Raw genomic sequence first — 17485 nt, 5'->3', positions numbered from 1 at the left:
CTATCGTCAATTCTCCGGCAGGTCTCTCATGATGACACTTCACTGGTCGCCGCGATCACCTTTCGTCCGAAAGGTCATGATTGCCGCCCATGAGCTTGGACTGGTCGACCGTCTGGAACTCCGGCGAACCGTCGTGCAAATGAGCTCGCCGAACACTGATCTGATGCCGGACAATCCGCTCAGCAAGATTCCGACGCTCATCCTTGAGGACGGCGGTGTCCTGATAGATTCAGGTGTCATTTGCGAATATTTCGACGCGCTGGCCGGTGGAAACCGCATCATTCCTGCGTCGGGGACCGACCGATGGGCGGAACTGAGCCGCCATGCTTTGGCGACCGGGTTTCTGGACATTCTGATTCTGTGGCGCAATGAGCGCAATAAACCTGCTCATGCTCAAACTGCCGATTGGCTGACCAGCTTTGAAGCCAAGTCCGTGGCGACGATGCAGCGCTTTGAGAAGTCGGCCCTGACGACTGGTGACGGTCCGCTATCGCTGTCGGCCATCGCGCTCGGCTGTGCTCTGTCCTATCTGGATTTCCGCTATGAAGACTGGAATTGGCGGTCCGATTATCCCGCTTTGGCTGCCTGGCATCAGAGTTTCAGCAAACGCCCCTCCGCTATTGCCACCGAGGTCGTCAATGATTCATGAAACGAAAACCCACCGCCGCGGCCCCCTGAGTCATGTCCGCGTTCTGGATCTGAGCCGGATTATGGCTGGGCCATGGGCCACGCAGATTCTTGCTGATCTGGGTGCTGACGTCATCAAAATCGAGCGGCCGGGCGCTGGTGATGACACGCGCGCCTGGGGTCCGCCATTTCTGCAGGGCACAGATGGTAAGCCAACCAAAGAAGCTGGCTATTACCTGTCGGTAAATCGCGGGAAGCGTTCCATGGCGCTGGATATCTCAACTCCTGAAGGCCAGGAGACTGTGCGGCAGCTTGCAGCCATCAGCGATGTCGTCGTCGAGAACTACAAGGTAGGCACCCTCTCGAAGTACGGTCTCGACTATCCGGCACTGAAAGCTATCAATCCTCGCCTGATATACGCCTCGGTGACTGGCTTTGGACAGTCAGGCCCCCGCAAGGCGGCAGCCGCGTATGACTTCGCCATTCAGGCCATGGGTGGCCTGATGAGCATCACTGGCGAGCGGGATGGCATGCCCGGTGCCGGGCCGCAGAAAGTCGGTATTCCGATCGTTGACCTGATGACCGGCATGTACGCCACAGTCGGCGTGCTGGCTGCGCTCACTCGCCGCGCCGAGACCGGGCAAGGCGAATACATCGACCTCGCCATGCTGGATGTCCAGGCTGCCATTCTTTCGAACCAGGCGATGAACTGGGCGCTATCCGGGAATGCCCCGAAACGCGGCGGCAACCGGCATCCCAACATCCAGCCCCAGGATGTCTTCTCGTGCGCAGATGGCGATTTCGTTCTCGCTGTCGGAAATGACGGCCAATTCGGCAAGCTCGCGGAAATTTTGGGCTACCCGGAATGGTCGGCGGACGAGCGCTTCGCCACCAATCCGGCGCGCGTCCGCAATCACGGAATGCTCGATGGATTGCTAAAGGCAACATTCGCCAATTGGAAGCGTGCCGACCTAATCTTGTCTCTTGATACCGCGGGCGTACCCTGCGCGCCAATCAATTCTATTCCGGAGGTTTTTTCCGACCCGCAGGTTGAACACCGGAAGATGCTCCGGGACCTGCCGCACCCGACAGGCGGTACAGTCAAACAGGTCGTGAGCCCGCTGAATTTCAGGAACGAGCCGCTGGTATTCGACCGGCCACCGCCGCTGCTGGGCGAGCATACCGACCAGATTCTGAAGGAACTCGCACTAGCCGCAGTATCGGAGTAACGATCAATGACCCGCCTGCATTTCCCCACCGTTGAAGAATTCACGCCTGACCAAAAGCGCGTCTACGACGATGTGGTTTCGGGGCCGCGCGGCCGGATGGTCGGTCCGCTCCGCGCCATCATTCACAGTCCGGAACTGGCTGCGCGCTGGTCTCAGGTCGGCATATTCCTGCGCTACAAGACTGGCCTTCCTGCCAAGCTCAATGAGTTGGCGGTCATCGCGACAGGGCGATACTGGAACAGCCAGCTTGAGTTCCAGATTCACGCCGAGGCAGCCCGGGTGGCCGGACTGGACCCAGCCACCATCGAGGCTATCCGCCTCGGACAGGCGCCACAACTGGCGGACGAAGCCGAGGCTGAAGTTTACGAATTCACCCGCCTTCTTTTGCAGACCGGAAATGTCACTGACGCGCTTCATGCCGCTGTTACCAAGCGGTGGGGCGAACAGGGCTGTGTCGAACTGACTGCAGTCATTGGCTACTACACGATGGTCTCATTCACACTGAATGCTCACGAGATTCCTGTCCTTGACGGAGCGGTCCCGCCGTTGCCGGTATCCGGGTCCGGCCCGACCGTGCTGCCTCCTGTCGGGAAATCGGCATGACCGACGCTTCGCCGCCGCCCGCCCGTCCGCCGGGCTGGCAGCTTCCTCAGGGAAGCTGTGACAGCCATACCCACATCTTTGGCCCATATGATCGATTCCCAGTTGTGCATCAGATGCACTACACGCCGCCCTTCGCGCCGGTAGAATTACATCTGGATATGCGGGTCAGGACCGGACTGGAGCGTGGAGTCATTGTTCAGCCCGGCGCCTACGGCAGTGACCCGGAACTGATGATTGACGCCCTCAATGCCTCAGGCGGCAAGCTTCGAGGCATTTGCGCCAGCAGCACGCTGGATGAGAAAACATTCGACCGCTGGCATGCAGCCGGTATCCGTGGCCTGCGGTTCAACGACATGACTGTACCCGGCGGCACCGGCCGGTTCCCTGGGGCAGTGGCCACAGAGGCCTTGGACGACTTGGTGCCTGGCATGCGTGCGCGGGGCTGGCATGCCGAGATTTGGGGGCCGATCGACCGCCATGCGGACCTCATCCCGCGCTATCGCAGCCTGGGCATTCCGGTCGTTCTCGACCACATGGCCAGCCTCGTCGTTTCCCGTGGCGTCGACGACCCGGCGTTCCGGAAAATCCTGCGAGCCCTGCAGGAAGGGTGGCTTTGGGTAAAGCTCGTGCTGTGCCGCTGCTCACAGGCCTTCCCTGACTACGCCGACCTACGACCGTTCCACGATGCCTTGATTGCAGCCAACCCGAACCACCTGGTTTGGGGTTCGGACTGGCCGCATTTGCGCCTTGCTGACCGCGCGCCCGATGTCGGTCATCTCCTCGATCTATTCCGGGAGTGGGAACCCGATGAGACCGTGCGACATCGCATTCTGGTCAAGAATCCCACTGAACTTTACGATTTCTAATGGAGAACGAAATGTCTGATACCTATGAGTGCTTTACCGTCGAGATCGCGGATTACGTCGCCACCGTCTCTCTGAACCGTCCACCAGTGAACGCGCAGAACCGGAAGTTTCGCGAAGAGATTGTTCAGATATTTGACTCTTTTAACGACCGGAAAGATGTTCGCGCGATTGTCGTGACCGGCAACGGCAAGACATTCTCGGCAGGTGCCGACCTCAAGGACCGCCCAAATCATTCTGATGCAGGCGCCTATCCGCTCCACAATCGCAATGTGCGTGCCTCCTTCGACGTCGTGATGGAATGCAGCAAGCCGGTTATTGCCGCCATCAATGGCGCAGCCATCGGTGCGGGCTGCGTCCTGGCGCTGTGCTGCGACATCTTGGTCTGCGCCGAGGAAGGCTTCCTGTCCATGACCGAGGTCGATGTCGGCCTAGCTGGCGGCGTCAGCCATGTCCGCCGCTTCTTCCGTGAATCCGATGCCCGCCTGCTGATTTATACGGCTCGCCGCATCTATGGTCCGGACCTCTACCGCCAGGGCGTGGTGTCAGCCTGCGTGCCGGGGGACAAGCTGATGGAGACCGCTTTGGATATCGCACGGACCATCGCCGCAAAGAGCCCGCTCGCCGTGCAGGCCGCCAAGCGTTCCTTCAACGTCACCGAAGATATGACGCTTCGTGATGGCTACCGGTACGAACAGTCACAGACCGTGATTCTTTCGGCTACCGAGGACAGCAAGGAAGCGCAGCGCGCTTTTGCAGAGAAGCGGAAGCCCGTCTTCAACAGCTAACAAGATATGCTCCAATCCCAAGAAATCTGGAGGCCAGAGATGACTATGCGACGGTTTTTCATAGCGTTTGGAGTGGGAGCAGCACTGGCACTGACAACCCTTTCATCTGCCTTCGCAGCGGACGAACGGGTCGTCAGAAATGGCGATGCCACCATTGCCTATTCCGTCCGGGGCCAGGGGCCGCTTGTCCTTATCATTGCCTCGACGGGCCGCGGCACCGCTGAATTCGGCCCATTGGCGGACCAGCTTGCCAAACGCGGCTACAAGGTTGCGCTGCCCGAACCACGAGGCATCGGCGGTTCACGCGGCCCCATGAAAAACGTCACCTTCCATGATTTCGGCCTGGATTTCGCTGCGGTGATTGCTGCCGAGGGCGGTAGAGCCATTATTGCCGGACATGCCTATGGCCAATGGATAGCCAAGACAATCGCAGCCGATCATCCGCAGATGACACGCGGTGTTGTGCTTCTGGCTGGGGGCGCAAAGAAATGGCCGCAGGAGCTCTCCGACGCCATCACTATGATTAATGATCCTTCCTCGACCCGTGATCAAAAACTGGCGGGTCTGAGACTGGCCTTTTTCGCCGATGGAAATGACCCGACACCATGGCTGGAGGGATGGCACGAGGATGTCACCAAAAGTCAGCGCGACGCCCGCAAGATTACAAACCAGAACGCTTGGTGGGCCGGTGGCACCGCGCCTATGCTCGACCTCCAGGCTGGCTCTGACCCGTTTCGGCCGGAGAGCTCACGGGCGGAGGCCAAGGACGAATTCGGTGACCGTGTATCGATTGCCGTCATTCCAAATGCAAGTCACGCTTTGCCTGCTGAGAAGCCAGTTGAAACAGCGAATGCTATTGCTGATTGGGCGGACAAGCTGCCTAAGTAAATATCGCAACACTTAGGATAGCTGCGTGATCCGAGCCCCGCATATTGTCTGCCATACCATCCGCTTTGATGAAGAAATTCTTCAACGCCTGTCCACTGTCGACGGAATTACCGTTGAAGGCGTGAAAGACATCGATGGTTTTTCCACGGCCGTGGGTAAGGCGGATGGCGTGATTGTCTCTGGCTTTGCCTATGACAAGAAGGTTGCGGATGCTTTGTGTGAGCATGGGAAGAACGTTCGGTGGATTCAGTTCACCAGTTCCGGCATCGACACATTTCTCAGGCATGGCGGCCCGGCGAATGTCCCCGTTTGCAACGCAGCTTCGGCCTGGGGACGAGGCGTCGCCGAGCACGCGTTCGCAATGTTGCTGTCCTTGTCGCGAGGCATAGTCCATCTCGAACGCGCCCGGCTCCGAAAAGACTGGAACCAGAAAAACATCCTTACTCATGTAACCGGCCTTGAAGGTCAGACTGCGGTTATCATCGGTTGTGGTGAAATCGGCAAGTCGATCGCGAGCCGGTCCGCAGCCTTTGGCATGAAAACCATTGGCATCAACCGCAGCGGGGCATCTGTTTCAGGCTTTCATCAGACTACGCCCATCTCAGAACTGGGGCAGGCTCTCGGCATGGCCGATGTTGTATTCGTCTGCGTGCCGCTGACTGAGGACACAAAAGCCCTAATAGCCGCCGAGCAGTTCGAGTTGATGGTGCGTTGCCCAATATTCATCAATGTCGCTCGCGGCCCGGTGATTGACCAAGCGGCATTGGAGCTTGCGCTAAAGGATGGTCGCATCCGGGCTGCTGGCCTGGATGTCTTTGTACCAGAGCCACTTCCTTCCGATTCCGGGCTTTGGAATTTGGAAAACGTAATCCTGTCGCCGCATATCTCAGGCCAAGGCGACCCGAACGTTCTGAAAAGGATTGCTGAGCTGTGTGCCGAGAACGCATCCCGCTTGCGCCGCGGCGATCCGCTTTTGTCGCAAGTAACGGTTGCTGTGTAGATATCGTTTGATCGCGTCGCGCCCTACGGCCGCATAGTTTCGCGGGCTGCAAGGAAAGCGACCGCCTAAACGCTGGAAAGAAACTGGTCTGAGTTCGGGATATTCCTTGTGAATCAAGCACCGAGGGCTGGCGATTCAAACGGGTCTCCGGCCTTCAGCTTTTAGTCGCCTGAGTTTTTGACGCCCCGCCGCCCGTCCCGGTGAACGATCTAGGGCTTACCCTGAAGGACTAGAAGCCTCCCAGGCCCAACACGGTTGCCACCTGGGTGTGTCAGTCTGTGCGCTCGGGCTTCGGGTCTCAGATCAATCTGCAGGTGCTGGCACCTTGGACCGTAACGTCCGTTAGGCTCGACTTCTCAAACCGCGGTTTCGCGGAGGTGGCAAGACACCCATCGGCCTGGTGTCACTTCCCGCAAATCGGGGGTTTCGATCCGGCAGCGATCGATCGCGTAGGGGCAGCGTGTGTGGAAGTGACAGCCTGAAGGCGGGTTCATCGGGCTAGGCACGTCGCCTTCGATCACCAGCTCGCGGCGCTGGGCGCGCGGATCGGCCACAGGGGCGGCGGCGATCAGTGCTTCCGCATAAGGATGCAGGGGGTGAGCAAACAGTGCCTCCTTGTCCGCCATCTCGACGATGCGGCCTAGATACATAACTGCCACGCGGTGCGCGATATGCTCGACAACGCCAAGGTCGTGCGAGATGAAGAGATAAGCGAGGTTGAATTCCTCTTGCAGGTCCATCATCAGGTTGATGACTTGCGCCTGCACTGAGACGTCAAGCGCTGAGACCGGCTCGTCGGCCACGATCACCGCCGGCTGCAGCGCCAGGGCGCGCGCCAAGCCGAGCCGCTGGCGCTGCCCTCCGGAGAATTCGAACGGATACTTGACCATCGCGTCAGCGCGCAAGCCGACCCGCTCAAGCAACATCACGACCTTTTCCTCCCGGGCCGTGCTGGTCAGGTCCTCGAAGTTCTCCAGGGGCTCACCGACGATTTGGCCAGCCGTGAGCCGCGGATTGAGTGACGCATAAGGATCCTGGAACACCAGCTGGATGCGTCGGCGGTGCGGCCGCATGCCTTCCTCGTCGAGATGCGTCACATCGACCCCATCGAGGAGGATGCGGCCCGAGGTCGGCTGCATGAGCTTGACCAGGAGACGGCCGACGGTCGACTTGCCGCACCCGGACTCGCCAACCAAGCACAAGGTTTCGCCGCCGCGCAGGACGAAGGAGACGCCATCGACGGCCCTGATTTGGCCCACAGCCTGGCGAAGTATGCCGCGAACGACGGGGAAATGCTTGATCAGATTGTCGACTTCGAGCACCGGCGTCGTCATATGGGTGTGCTCCGGCCGGCTTCCCAGCACGCCACAATGTGGCCCGGGACAGGCTCGGTGAGCGGCGGCGCTTCGGCGCGGCAGTGTGCGGTCGCGAACCCGCACCGCGGCGCAAAGGCGCATCCCACAATCGGATCGCGGAGTGATGGCACGATACCGGGAATTTCCGCCAGCCGCCGCGTGGGCGTTCCCGGACGGTGACCGCGCGGGATCGAGGCCATAAGGCCGCGCGTATAGGGATGAAGCGGGCGATCGAAGAGTTCGAGCATCGGCGCCTCCTCGACCTTTCGCCCTGCGTACATGATGACCACGCGTTGCGCGTTTTCCGCGACGACGCCGAGATCGTGGGTGATCAGGATGATTGCAGCATCTAATCTGTCTTTGAGTTCACGCATAAGCTTTAGAATTTGTGCCTGGATCGTGACATCAAGCGCCGTAGTGGGTTCGTCGGCAATCAACACCATAGGATTGCAGGACAGCGCCATCGCGATCATGACACGCTGCCGCATTCCACCGGAGAACTGATGTGGATAGTCGCCCAGGCGACGCCTTGCATCGGGAATGCGGACCAGATCGAGCATGGCTTGGGCTCGCTCAAGCGCCGCCGCACGCGCCAAACCCTGATGGATCATAACGGCCTCGGCGATCTGATCGCCGATGGTCATCACCGGGTTGAGTGAAGTCATCGGCTCTTGAAAGACCATGGCTATACGGTTGCCGCGGATGCCGCGCATCTGCGCCTCTGGCAAGCTTGTGAGATCGGTCCCGCCAAAACGCACTGCGCCGGATACGATGCGGCCGCTGGTCTCCGGGATGAGACGCATGATCGATAGAGCGGTTACGCTCTTTCCGCAGCCGGATTCGCCGACAATTGATAACGTCTCTTTCGCGCCGACGGTGAAAGACAGGCCGTCTACGGCGCGTACGACGCCTTCGCGGGTAAAGAACTGGGTGTGGAGGTTTTGAACTTCGAGAACGGGAGCGGTCATCGGCTACATCCGCCGTGCCAGGCGCGGATCGAGATGATCGCGCAGTCCGTCACCAAGCAGATTGATTGCCAGGACAACGAGGGCGAGGCAGGCCCCAGGGAAGAAAATTGTCCATGGTGCGCGCGCCAGAAGCAGCCGGCTCGAGGCGACGATATTGCCCCAGGTCGGCGTCTCGGGGGGAACGCCGGCGCCAAGAAACGACAGCCCGGCCTCGATCAGGATAGCCGACGCGGCCACGTAGGTTGCCTGGACGATCAGCGGCGGGATCGTGCTCGGGAGGATATGACGCAGGATGATCTTGAGCTTGCGGCTGCCGCCGCTGATCGCCGCCTCGATATAGGGCTGTTCACGGGTGGTCAGTACGACAGAGCGTACCAGACGCACGACGCGGGGGATCTCCGGAATGGTGATTGCCACGATGACGATTCCAACACCGGCCTGATTGAGAGATACGAGAGCGATGGCCAGGAGAATTGCCGGAATGGCCATCAATCCATCCATCAACCGCATCACCAGATTATCGACGCTTCGCAGGTAGCCAGCGGCGAGCCCGATGGCGAGCCCGCCGGTCACTGCGAGAGCCGCCACCGACAGCCCGACGACCAGAGATACACGGGCCCCGTAAACGCAGCGCGCGAAGATGTCCCGGCCGAGATGATCGGTGCCGAAATAGTGCGCTGCAGAGGGGGGCTGCAGGCGGTCCACGGGATTGATGAAGGTCGGATCGCCTGCCAGGAGCGGCGCCATGATCGCGACGCACGCCATGAAAACCAGGATTGTGGCGCCGATCACGATTGTCGGACTGCGCCGTCCGAATTCGGCAAGGCGGGCGGGGAGGCCGGATCTTCGGCCGCTTACTTGGGAAAGGGCTGTCATCTCAATACCGAATGCGCGGGTCAAGGAATGTGTAGGACAGGTCGACGAGCAGGTTCACCAGCACATAGATGCCAGCGAAGATCATGATGACGCCCTGAATGATCGGATAGTCGCGCCGCGCGATCGCGTCTACGACAAGCCGGCCGATGCCCGGGATGTTGAAAACCGTCTCGGTGATCACCACTCCTCCGATCAGCAATGCCACGCCAATGCCTATGACCGTTACGATCGGCACGGCAGCGTTTTTGAGGGCATGGCGCAAGAGCATTGGGACCCTTGCTACACCTTTGGCATTGGCGGTGCGGATGTAATCCTCCGCCAGAACGTCGAGCATGGTCGTGCGCGTGATACGCGCGATAAGGGCCACGTAGGCGAGACCGAGCGTCAGCGTCGGCAGGATGAGATTGTGAAGCCAGGCCATGATGCCGTCGGCGAGCGGCGTATAGCCCTGTACCGGCAGCCAGCGGAGTTCGATGGAGAACAAAAAGATGAGCAGGTATCCGACAACAAAGACTGGAACAGAGAAGCCTGCGACGGCGAGACCCATCACGAAGCGGTCGACAGCTCGTCCAACGTTGGCTGCGGCAACCACACCAAGGCAGACCGCTACCGTCATGGCGAACACGATCGTGGTCACGGCAAGAGAAATTGTCGGTTCGGCACGCTGGGCGATCAGTGTGGTGACCGGATCGCCCCAGAACATGGAACGGCCAAGGTCACCCGATGCCAGGCTGGCGAGCCAAACCACAAGCTGCCGCCACAACGGCTCGTCCAGGCCCAGCTTGTGGCGGATTTCCATGATGCTCTCGGGTGAGGCATTGTCCCCGGCCATGATGGCTGCTGGGTCGCCGGGAGCCAGATGGAGGAGAAGGAACACAAAGACAGCCACCAGGCCCATGACGGGGATCGTCATGAGCAGGCGCCGAATGATATACGCGGTCATGTGGTGCTCCCGATCTTGCCTCTGCTCACGGAGAATTCGCCCCGGAGACGCGGAGGAATATTCTACATCTCCGCGCCGCCGGGGGCATAATCAGGGTTACACCTTCTCCGCGTTCCACCATGGGACGATCTCCGCGACCGGGATCACGCCCCGCAGATTGCGGCGCATGGCCGCGGGTTGCACCCATTGTCCGTAGTAGAGCTGGGGCACGAAATTCCACGCATTTTCCTGGAGCTCACGGGCCACAGCCTTGCGTGCGTCAAGCGTCGAGGCCAGGGCCCATTTGTTGCGCAGCTCCTCATGCTTGGCGTCGGAGGGCCAGCCGAACCAGGCCTTGTCGCCGGTCGCAGCATGGGCGGAGAGAAGGATCGGATTGCCAATGGCGGCACCACCCGACCACGTAATGAAGATGTTCCAGCCGCCCTGGTTTGGCGGGGCCTTGCTGCCGCGACGCTGTACGACGTTCGACCAGTCCATAGCCTCAACCTGGACGTTAAGGCCGGCCTGTCGCATCGCTTGCGCGATAACGAGGCTCGTGTTGCTCATCACGGCAATATTCGTCGCTTGCATAATGACAATCGGGCGACCGTCATAGCCGGCCTCCTTGAACAGTTCGCGCGCCTTGGCGACGTTCTGCCCGCCTTTGAACCAATCGATATTGGCATCGTTCTCCATGGGCGTACCCATGCCAAAATACGACGAGACCTGCTTGACGTATTTCGAATCCCCGAAGGTGGCCTTCAGCACGTCGCTCTGCTTTACGATGTATAGCATCGCCTGGCGCGCTTTGATGTTGTCGAAGGGCGGATGCAGGTAGTTAAGCCGTACCTGGCCGACATTACCAAGCCCGTTCAGCACTTCGATCTTGATGTTGCGGTCACTCTCGAGCTGCGGCAGCAGATCGGCTGGCGGCACTTCATAGAAGTCGATCTCGCCGGCCTGCAAGGCGGCGACCGCGGTCTGCGCGTCCGGCATATTGATCATGATGACGCGGTCGACCTTGGCGATCTTGCCGCCAGCGATACCGGACGCGGCCTCTGCGCGCGGCACGTAGTTCGGGTTGCGGTCGTACACATACTGCGTGCCAGGCTTGGTTTCGTCGAGGTTGAGTGTGAAAGGCCCAGAGCCGACGACCTGATCGATCTTCTGCATCGGATCGGTCTCGGCCTCTTTCTTACGCATCATGAAGCAGATCGGCATGTTGGTCTTGGCCAACACGTCCAGCACCAGGCCATAAGGCTCCCGCAGTGTGATGCTGAACGTCTTCTCGTCCTTGGTGGCGAGGTCTTTGACCCGTTCCATCAGATGCTGCCCGCCGCCGTCGCGCGCGGCCCAGCGTTTCAGAGAGGGTACGATATCGGCCGTGGTGACTGCCGAGCCATCATGCCACTTGAGCCCGTCACGCAGCTCGAATGTGTAGGTCAGCTTGTCGTCTGAGACGCCATGGCGGCCGACCATCTGTGGCTGGGGCTGCTGGTTGCCGTCAATGCCGAACAGGGTGTCGTAGACCATGCCGCCGTGGTAGCCGGCCATATTCGCCGTCGTCCATATCGGGTCGTAGGTCGGAATATCGCCGTGCATGACCGCGCGGATTGTGCGCGCCGCGCTGGGCCTGGATTGTCCACGTACGATATTGGGCGCGGCCAGCATGGCCGAGGCGGCGAGGCTGGTCTGTATGGCGGTACGGCGAGTGATCTTCATTGGTTCTCTCCCCTGTGAATTCTTCTTCATGTGCCGTTGGCACAATAGTTGGCACTAGTACTAGTTAGTGCATTAATATACTATATGCTGAGCGCCCGTGGAATCCAAGCTCATTTGAGACGGAGTGGCGGGCCGGGGAATGGCGATGGTGCAAACGATCGAGGATGGAATAGGGAACGCCGAACAAACCTGCCTGCATCGGCTGCGCGCCCCCGAGGCGGACGACGTTTGGCTCGGGCTCATTCAACGCGGGAGCCGGGGCACGAATAAGGGGCTCCGGCCGGTCCTGGTGGTTCACGGTTCGACCTTCGGAGCCACCCTGTTTGACTTGCCCGTCGCTGGATATTCGATGCTGCGCGAACTGGCGAGCAGCGGCCGCGCGGTCTACGCGATCGACGTGCGCGGCTACGGCCTGTCATTGAACGGCCGAGTGATGGACGCGCCACCGGACACCAATCCGCCATTCGCGACATTGGAACACGCCGTCCTGGACATCGGGGCGGCGGTTGACTTCATCATGGCTCGTGAGAACGCGGGCGCTCTCGATATGATCGGAAGTTCGTGGGGAACGATCACGGCGGCGCTGTATACAACCCGATACCCGCAGAACGTTGCGCGGCTTGTGCTTTCCGCACCGCTCTATGCCGAGCGGAACGAGGCCTGGCTCGAGCGTATCGCGAACCCGGACAGCCGCCGGCAACTCCATCCACGATTTGGCGCCTATCGCCTGCTGACTTTGGAGGATCTGACGCTGCGCTGGACGGGTGATCTTGAGGGCGACGACCCAGCTAGTCGCCGCGAGCCGAACATCGCGGAGGCGATCTTTTCGGCGCTCTCTGCCGCCGATCCTCGCGCGCTGTCACATCGTCCGCCGGCGCTACGTATTCCCAATGGGGCCCTTCTGGATCTTGTCACCGTGTTCAATGGTCAGCCACTCTATGACCCAGCAAAGTTGACAATGCCGCTCCTGATCATCCGAGGCGCTGGCGACACGACGTCGACAGATAGCGACGCGCGTAGTCTGCTGGGCCGCGTGGCGTCGCGCGACAAGCAATATCACATCGTGTCGCCAGGCTCCCATTTCCTGTGCGTCGAGCGAAACCGGCACCAATGGTATGATCCGATCAGGCATTTTCTGGACGGAGACAAAAGCGAATCACTCGACCGAGATATCCGAAAATGAGAAAGACCGCGAATTTACCAGTAGATGAAGGGCACACGGTATGGGAGCCCGATGGCGATTTCGGCCGCCGCGAGAGACTGGCGGCCGTCTTGAAAGGCAACCCGATCCCGGTGGCTTATCGCCTGAACTACGTGGCGAATTTTTATATCGGCCCCCTTGTGAAGAACATGGAGCAGGCGTTCGGCTTGTCACGTCCTGAGTGGATCATTCTGTTCTGCTTGACCCAACGCCCAGATCTGAACGCGCAGCAGATCAGCGACGTCTCAGGTCGACCAAAGACCAGCATCTCCAAGGCCGTAGGGCAATTGCTGAATAAGAAACTGATCGTGCGGAGTGCCGATGTGCGAGATGGCCGTCGTCTCGTGCTGCATCTCACGGATGCTGGACGTAAGATTTATAAAAAGATTCTCGTCAGCTTCGTGGCGCGCGAAGCCGACATGATGGCCTGCCTCGATCATAACGAGCGCCAAACGATTCTGGGGCTGCTCGACAAGGTCATCGAAAACAGCGCGAACTGGGCTAAACCTTACTAGCGACCGCCGCCAGGGCCGCGGCGCGCATCGGTTTGGCGAGATTCATACATACGGCGAGTTGGCTAAAAGCTGCCTTTGCACGCGACAATGGTCGGGGCAATATCCCGCTAGGCTTTGTTAGTCCCCCTAAAATTAGGGATCGGATTCTATTCCGTGACTAACATTCAGAGGCAAACGGAACTAACATGAGGCGCTAGACGCGTTATTGTAAGATGCTGAAATATATCAATGCGCCCTAACATCTCCATTCAGACTGCCTATGAGTTTTCAGGGAAGAAACGCTTGAGCAAGGCGGGATATTAGACCACCACCACCTTGGGAGAGCGGAATGTCGAGTGAAATCTGGCAGCTGGACGCGGCGGCAACGGCCCATGGCATCAGGACCGGGCAGTTCAGTTCGCGGGAAGCGACCGAGAGCTGCCTTGCCCGCCTGGATGCCGTCAATCCGCGCCTCAATGCCGTGGTCGATGTGTTGCGCGAGGAGGCATTGGCGACGGCGGACAAGGCCGATGCCAAGACGCGCAGCCAGGAGAATCTGCCGGCGCTGCACGGCGTGCCGGTAACAGTGAAGATTAATGTCGACTGGACTGGCCGTCCGACCGATAACGGTGTTGCCGCTTTCAAGGACTTGATTGCGCCGGGCGACAGTTCCTCGATGCGGTCATGGCGGCGTGCGGGTGCGGTGGTGATTGGCCGCACCAATGCCCCGGCTTTTTCCATGCGGGCGTTTACCGGCAACGAGTTGCATGGACTGACCCTAAATCCCTGGGACAAGACAATCACCTCGGGCGGTTCAAGCGGCGGTGCCAGTTCGGCTGTGGCTGCTGGCATCGGCACCATCGGTCATGGCAATGACATTGGCGGCTCGGTCCGCTATCCCGCCTATTGCACGGGTATTTTTGGCATCCGGCCGACGATGGGGCGGGTGGGGGCTTTCAACCCATCGGGTGCGGATCGTCTGATCGGCTCACAGCTGATGTCGGTTCAGGGCGTGCTGAGCCGGTCGGTCCGCGATCTGCGGCTGGGGCTCGATGCGATGGCGGCGCGCGATGAGCGCGATGTCTGGCAGGTGCCGACCCAGCCGGTGACCGGCCTGGGGCCGCGCGCCCGACGTGCGGCCGTATGGATGACCGGCCATGGCAAGGCTCTGCATCCATCCGTTGCCGAAGCGTTGCGGAAAACCGCGGCATGGCTGGCGGATGCAGGCTGGGAGGTCGTGGAGGCCGGGCCGCCATCCGGGCTTGAGGCCGTAGATCTCTGGGGTCCGATCATCATGTCGGAAAACCGCTATGCGCTGCTGCCGCTTGTGGAAAAACATGGCGATGCGGCGATCAAGAGTTTCATGGGCGATGTCGCCGAGATGTCAGCCAAGCTCGATCTCGAAGGTTATCTCAAGGCCCTGCAGCGCCGCACCGCCCTGCTGCGCGACTGGACCTTGTTCCTGGAACAGTATCCCGTGCTGGTGACGCCCGTGAGCGCAGTACCGCCGATGCCGACCGATGGTGACCTCGGCGGGATGGAGGCGTCTCGGCGGGCGATGGAGGGAATCGCCTTCATGCTGCAGACCGCGACGCTCGGCCTGCCCGGCGTTTCGGCGCCGACCGGGTCTGTCGGCACGGTGCCGATGGGGGTGCAACTGGTTTCAGCACGCTTCGACGAGGCGAGCGCATTGGCAGCGGCAGAGGTGATCGAAGCACGGGCACCCGCCGTGCAGCCGATCGATCCGAGCTGGACCTGATGACCTGCGCATGATTCCCAGCCACGCCGGTTAAGGGTGATCGGCCCCACCGGCAGGGCGCCACTGAGCCCGGCATGCACGCTGTCACAGCAGCGAGCGGCAACCCTGCGAGCATTTTCCGCTAGGTTTGATGGGCATTTTTAAAATGTACTAAGCAGTCCATTTTCCTCGAAAACTCATGCAAACCCAATCCAGCGCGGTAATGGCAATCGCCATGGTGCGCTGCATCATTCTGCTGTTGTTGACAGAATGAACCATCTCGTACATTTTGCGCGGACAAAAATGTACCAAACCGTACATTATGCGGGTTGGGCGAGGAAACGTGTCAAAGCGGCCATTGCAGGTCGCCGTCCGAGGGCTGAATGAGCGCAGTGGCTGATTATTACTTCCGATTCCTCAAGCTGGTTCTGGTCGTTCTGTTATCAGCCATGGTCATCATGGTTTTCGGTAATGTGGTGCTGCGCTACGGCTTCAACTCCGGCATCAGCGTCTCTGAGGAACTCTCGCGCTGGGCCTTTGTCTGGCTGACCTTTCTTGGCGCTACCGTGGCCCTGCGCGAACGTCAGCATCTCGGCCTCGACTCGCTCATCATGGTCTTGCCGCGGGGCGGCAAGCGCCTATGCCTCATCATCAGCCAGACCCTGATGCTGTATGTCACCTGGCTGCTGCTTTCGGGCAGCTGGACGCAAATGCAGATCAATATGGATGTTCCGGCCCCGGTTTCCGGCCTGTCCAGCGGCGTCTTTTATGCGGCGGGTGTCGCTTTCAGTGCCTCCGCGCTGCCGATGATTGCCTATGACCTATACCGCGCACTCGCCGACAAGCTGACCGACGAAGAGCTGATCACGATCACGGAAAGTGAAGAGCACCTGCCGGGAGAGCCGAAATGACGATTGCCATTTTCGTCGGCTCCCTGCTCGGAGCCATGGCCATCGGCATGCCGTTGGCTTTTGCGCTGCTGGTCTGCGGTGCGGCCCTGATGCACTACCTGGATCTGCTTGATCCGCAGATTGTTGCCCAGAATGTCATCAACGGCGTCGACAGCTTCCCGCTGCTGGCCGTGCCGTTCTTCATTCTGGCGGGTGAGATCATGAATGCGGGTGGCCTGTCCCGCCGCATCGTCGATGTCGCGATTTCTCTGATCGGCCATGTCAAAGGCGGTCTGGGCTATGTCGCAATTCTTGCCGCCACCTTCCTGGCGGCCTTGTCCGGTTCGGCGATTGCCGATGCAGCCGTGCTGTCCGCCATCCTTGTGCCGATGATGGTGCGCGCCGGCCATGACAAGGCGCGCTCCTGCGGCCTCATTGCCGCCGCTGGCATTATCGCTCCCGTCATTCCACCCAGCATCGGCTTCGTGATTTTCGGCGTCATCGGCGGCGTTTCGATCACCAAGCTGTTCCTGGCCGGCATCGTGCCGGGCATCTTGCTGGCAGTCGGCCTGTCTTTTGCCTGGTGGTGGGTGTCCAAGCGCGAGAATGCCGAGCGCCTGCCCAGGCAGAACGCGACGCAGATTCTGCGGGCCTTTATCGATGGTTTCTGGGCACTCGGCCTGCCGCTGATCATCGTGCTGGGCCTCAAATTCGGCATCTTCACGCCGACAGAGGCCGCGGTTGTTGCTGCCGTTTATGCATTCTTCGTTGCGACGGTTATTTACCGCGAAATGAAGCTGGGCGCGCTTTATGGCATCCTGGTGCGGGCGGCGATGACCACCAGCGTCATCATGTTTCTGGTTGCTGGCGCCATGCTGTCCTCCTGGCTGATCACGGTATCCGAGGTCGCCAGCACGCTGGTCGATCTGGTGCAGCCTTTCATCGACAAGCCGATGCTGCTGATGGTCATCATCATGATCCTGGTGGTGATCGTCGGGACCGCCATGGACATGGGGCCGACCATCCTGATCCTGACCCCCATCCTCATGCCGGTCATCAAGGCGGCGGGCATCGACCCGGTCTATTTCGGCGTTTTGTTCATCATCAACAATGCGATCGGACTGATCACGCCGCCGGTGGGCACAGTGCTCAATGTCGTCGCCGGCGTTTCCAAAATCAGCATGGACGACATGATCAAGGGCGTGTGGCCCTTCATGGTCGCGCAGTTGATCGTTCTGGCCCTGCTGATTGTCTTTCCGTGGCTTGTTACCGGCCCGGCGAACTTCTTCTTTGCTCGGTAACTAAAAGTGAAATCCAAAAA

At 60.1% G+C, this 17485-nt stretch carries 17 protein-coding genes; 12 read left to right on the top strand and 5 right to left on the bottom strand.

The genetic code is table 11. From position 1 onward, the window contains the following. The 7 genes from AAG799_RS08335 to AAG799_RS08305 form a co-directional block, all read left to right on the top strand. Positions 1-649, top strand: a 649-nt coding sequence (locus tag AAG799_RS08335) for a glutathione S-transferase family protein (protein WP_341895359.1), incomplete at its 5' end; no start/stop codon positions are given. Beyond that, complete coding sequence (locus AAG799_RS08330) at positions 639-1856, top strand: CoA transferase (protein WP_341895358.1); 1218 nt, start codon at positions 639-641, stop codon at positions 1854-1856. The genes AAG799_RS08335 and AAG799_RS08330, both read left to right, overlap by 11 nt. 6 nt (positions 1857-1862) lie before the next feature. Beyond that, a complete protein-coding gene (locus AAG799_RS08325) occupies positions 1863-2459 on the top strand; it encodes a carboxymuconolactone decarboxylase family protein (protein WP_341895357.1) in 597 nt (198 codons plus the stop codon). After that, a complete protein-coding gene (locus tag AAG799_RS08320) occupies positions 2456-3325 on the top strand; it encodes an amidohydrolase family protein (protein ID WP_341895356.1) in 870 nt (289 codons plus the stop codon). The genes AAG799_RS08325 and AAG799_RS08320 overlap by 4 nt, the downstream gene beginning before the upstream one ends. Positions 3326-3336: 11 nt before the next feature. After that, positions 3337-4110, top strand: a complete 774-nt coding sequence (locus AAG799_RS08315) for an enoyl-CoA hydratase/isomerase family protein (protein ID WP_341895355.1) — start codon at positions 3337-3339, stop codon at positions 4108-4110. Between the two features lie 39 nt (positions 4111-4149). After that, on the top strand, positions 4150-4998 hold the full coding sequence (locus AAG799_RS08310) for an alpha/beta hydrolase (RefSeq protein ID WP_341895354.1): 849 nt from the start codon (positions 4150-4152) through the stop codon (positions 4996-4998). 25 nt (positions 4999-5023) lie between these two features. Further along, positions 5024-5998 carry a D-2-hydroxyacid dehydrogenase gene (locus tag AAG799_RS08305; RefSeq protein ID WP_341895353.1) on the top strand — a complete coding sequence of 325 codons (975 nt, stop codon included), beginning with the start codon at positions 5024-5026 and terminating at the stop codon, positions 5996-5998. 356 nt (positions 5999-6354) lie between these two features. Here AAG799_RS08305 and AAG799_RS08300 read toward each other — a convergent pair whose 3' ends face one another. From AAG799_RS08300 to AAG799_RS08280, 5 genes are all read right to left on the bottom strand, one after another. Next, positions 6355-7332, bottom strand: coding sequence for a dipeptide ABC transporter ATP-binding protein (locus AAG799_RS08300; protein WP_341895352.1), 978 nt, complete (start codon positions 7330-7332; stop codon positions 6355-6357). After that, positions 7329-8321 carry an ABC transporter ATP-binding protein gene (locus AAG799_RS08295; RefSeq protein WP_341895351.1) on the bottom strand — a complete coding sequence of 331 codons (993 nt, stop codon included), beginning with the start codon at positions 8319-8321 and terminating at the stop codon, positions 7329-7331. The genes AAG799_RS08300 and AAG799_RS08295 overlap by 4 nt, the downstream gene beginning before the upstream one ends. 3 nt (positions 8322-8324) lie before the next feature. Next, positions 8325-9197, bottom strand: coding sequence for an ABC transporter permease (locus AAG799_RS08290; protein ID WP_341895350.1), 873 nt, complete (start codon positions 9195-9197; stop codon positions 8325-8327). Between the two features lies 1 nt (position 9198). Beyond that, the gene (locus tag AAG799_RS08285; RefSeq protein WP_341895349.1) at positions 9199-10140 is read right to left on the bottom strand and encodes an ABC transporter permease; all 942 of its coding nucleotides are present in this window, start codon (positions 10138-10140) and stop codon (positions 9199-9201) included. 96 nt (positions 10141-10236) lie between these two features. Then, the gene (locus tag AAG799_RS08280) at positions 10237-11841 is read right to left on the bottom strand and encodes an ABC transporter substrate-binding protein (RefSeq protein ID WP_341895348.1); all 1605 of its coding nucleotides are present in this window, start codon (positions 11839-11841) and stop codon (positions 10237-10239) included. 139 nt (positions 11842-11980) lie between these two features. Here AAG799_RS08280 and AAG799_RS08275 point away from each other — a divergent pair, with 139 nt between their 5' ends. From AAG799_RS08275 to AAG799_RS08255, 5 genes are all read left to right on the top strand, one after another. Continuing rightward, entirely contained in the window at positions 11981-13024 is a 1044-nt protein-coding gene (locus AAG799_RS08275) for an alpha/beta fold hydrolase (protein WP_341895347.1), read from the top strand. Further along, positions 13021-13557 carry a MarR family transcriptional regulator gene (locus AAG799_RS08270; protein WP_341895346.1) on the top strand — a complete coding sequence of 179 codons (537 nt, stop codon included), beginning with the start codon at positions 13021-13023 and terminating at the stop codon, positions 13555-13557. The genes AAG799_RS08275 and AAG799_RS08270 overlap by 4 nt, the downstream gene beginning before the upstream one ends. A 328-nt stretch (positions 13558-13885) precedes the next feature. Further along, a complete protein-coding gene (locus tag AAG799_RS08265) occupies positions 13886-15295 on the top strand; it encodes an amidase (protein ID WP_341895345.1) in 1410 nt (469 codons plus the stop codon). Positions 15296-15657: 362 nt separating this feature from the next. After that, complete coding sequence (locus AAG799_RS08260) at positions 15658-16185, top strand: TRAP transporter small permease (RefSeq protein ID WP_341895344.1); 528 nt, start codon at positions 15658-15660, stop codon at positions 16183-16185. Continuing rightward, positions 16182-17465 (top strand): TRAP transporter large permease subunit, encoded by a 1284-nt coding sequence (locus tag AAG799_RS08255; RefSeq protein WP_341895343.1) that lies wholly within the window; start codon positions 16182-16184, stop codon positions 17463-17465. Before AAG799_RS08260 ends, AAG799_RS08255 begins: the two co-directional genes overlap by 4 nt. Positions 17466-17485 lie beyond the last annotated feature (20 nt).

The organism is Ferrovibrio terrae (assembly GCF_943371255.1).
In the GTDB taxonomy this organism is placed as follows: Bacteria; Pseudomonadota; Alphaproteobacteria; order Ferrovibrionales; family Ferrovibrionaceae; genus Ferrovibrio; species Ferrovibrio terrae_B.
Note: the sequence above shows the minus strand (reverse complement) of the source record. Positions and strands in the feature narration are given on the sequence as shown.

What these genes read in the sequence shown, in the direction of transcription:
- AAG799_RS08330 (WP_341895358.1), top strand. Translation starts at nt 639, where the DNA reads ATGATTCATGAAACGAAAACCCACCGCCGCGGCCCCCTGAGTCATGTC.
- AAG799_RS08325 (WP_341895357.1), top strand. Translation starts at nt 1,863, where the DNA reads ATGACCCGCCTGCATTTCCCCACCGTTGAAGAATTCACGCCTGACCAA.
- AAG799_RS08320 (WP_341895356.1), top strand. Translation starts at nt 2,456, where the DNA reads ATGACCGACGCTTCGCCGCCGCCCGCCCGTCCGCCGGGCTGGCAGCTT.
- AAG799_RS08315 (WP_341895355.1), top strand. Translation starts at nt 3,337, where the DNA reads ATGTCTGATACCTATGAGTGCTTTACCGTCGAGATCGCGGATTACGTC.
- AAG799_RS08310 (WP_341895354.1), top strand. Translation starts at nt 4,150, where the DNA reads ATGACTATGCGACGGTTTTTCATAGCGTTTGGAGTGGGAGCAGCACTG.
- AAG799_RS08300 (WP_341895352.1), bottom strand. Translation starts at nt 7,332, where the DNA reads ATGACGACGCCGGTGCTCGAAGTCGACAATCTGATCAAGCATTTCCCC.
- AAG799_RS08295 (WP_341895351.1), bottom strand. Translation starts at nt 8,321, where the DNA reads ATGACCGCTCCCGTTCTCGAAGTTCAAAACCTCCACACCCAGTTCTTT.
- AAG799_RS08290 (WP_341895350.1), bottom strand. Translation starts at nt 9,197, where the DNA reads ATGACAGCCCTTTCCCAAGTAAGCGGCCGAAGATCCGGCCTCCCCGCC.
- AAG799_RS08285 (WP_341895349.1), bottom strand. Translation starts at nt 10,140, where the DNA reads ATGACCGCGTATATCATTCGGCGCCTGCTCATGACGATCCCCGTCATG.
- AAG799_RS08280 (WP_341895348.1), bottom strand. Translation starts at nt 11,841, where the DNA reads ATGAAGATCACTCGCCGTACCGCCATACAGACCAGCCTCGCCGCCTCG.
- AAG799_RS08275 (WP_341895347.1), top strand. Translation starts at nt 11,981, where the DNA reads ATGGCGATGGTGCAAACGATCGAGGATGGAATAGGGAACGCCGAACAA.
- AAG799_RS08270 (WP_341895346.1), top strand. Translation starts at nt 13,021, where the DNA reads ATGAGAAAGACCGCGAATTTACCAGTAGATGAAGGGCACACGGTATGG.
- AAG799_RS08265 (WP_341895345.1), top strand. Translation starts at nt 13,886, where the DNA reads ATGTCGAGTGAAATCTGGCAGCTGGACGCGGCGGCAACGGCCCATGGC.
- AAG799_RS08260 (WP_341895344.1), top strand. Translation starts at nt 15,658, where the DNA reads ATGAGCGCAGTGGCTGATTATTACTTCCGATTCCTCAAGCTGGTTCTG.
- AAG799_RS08255 (WP_341895343.1), top strand. Translation starts at nt 16,182, where the DNA reads ATGACGATTGCCATTTTCGTCGGCTCCCTGCTCGGAGCCATGGCCATC.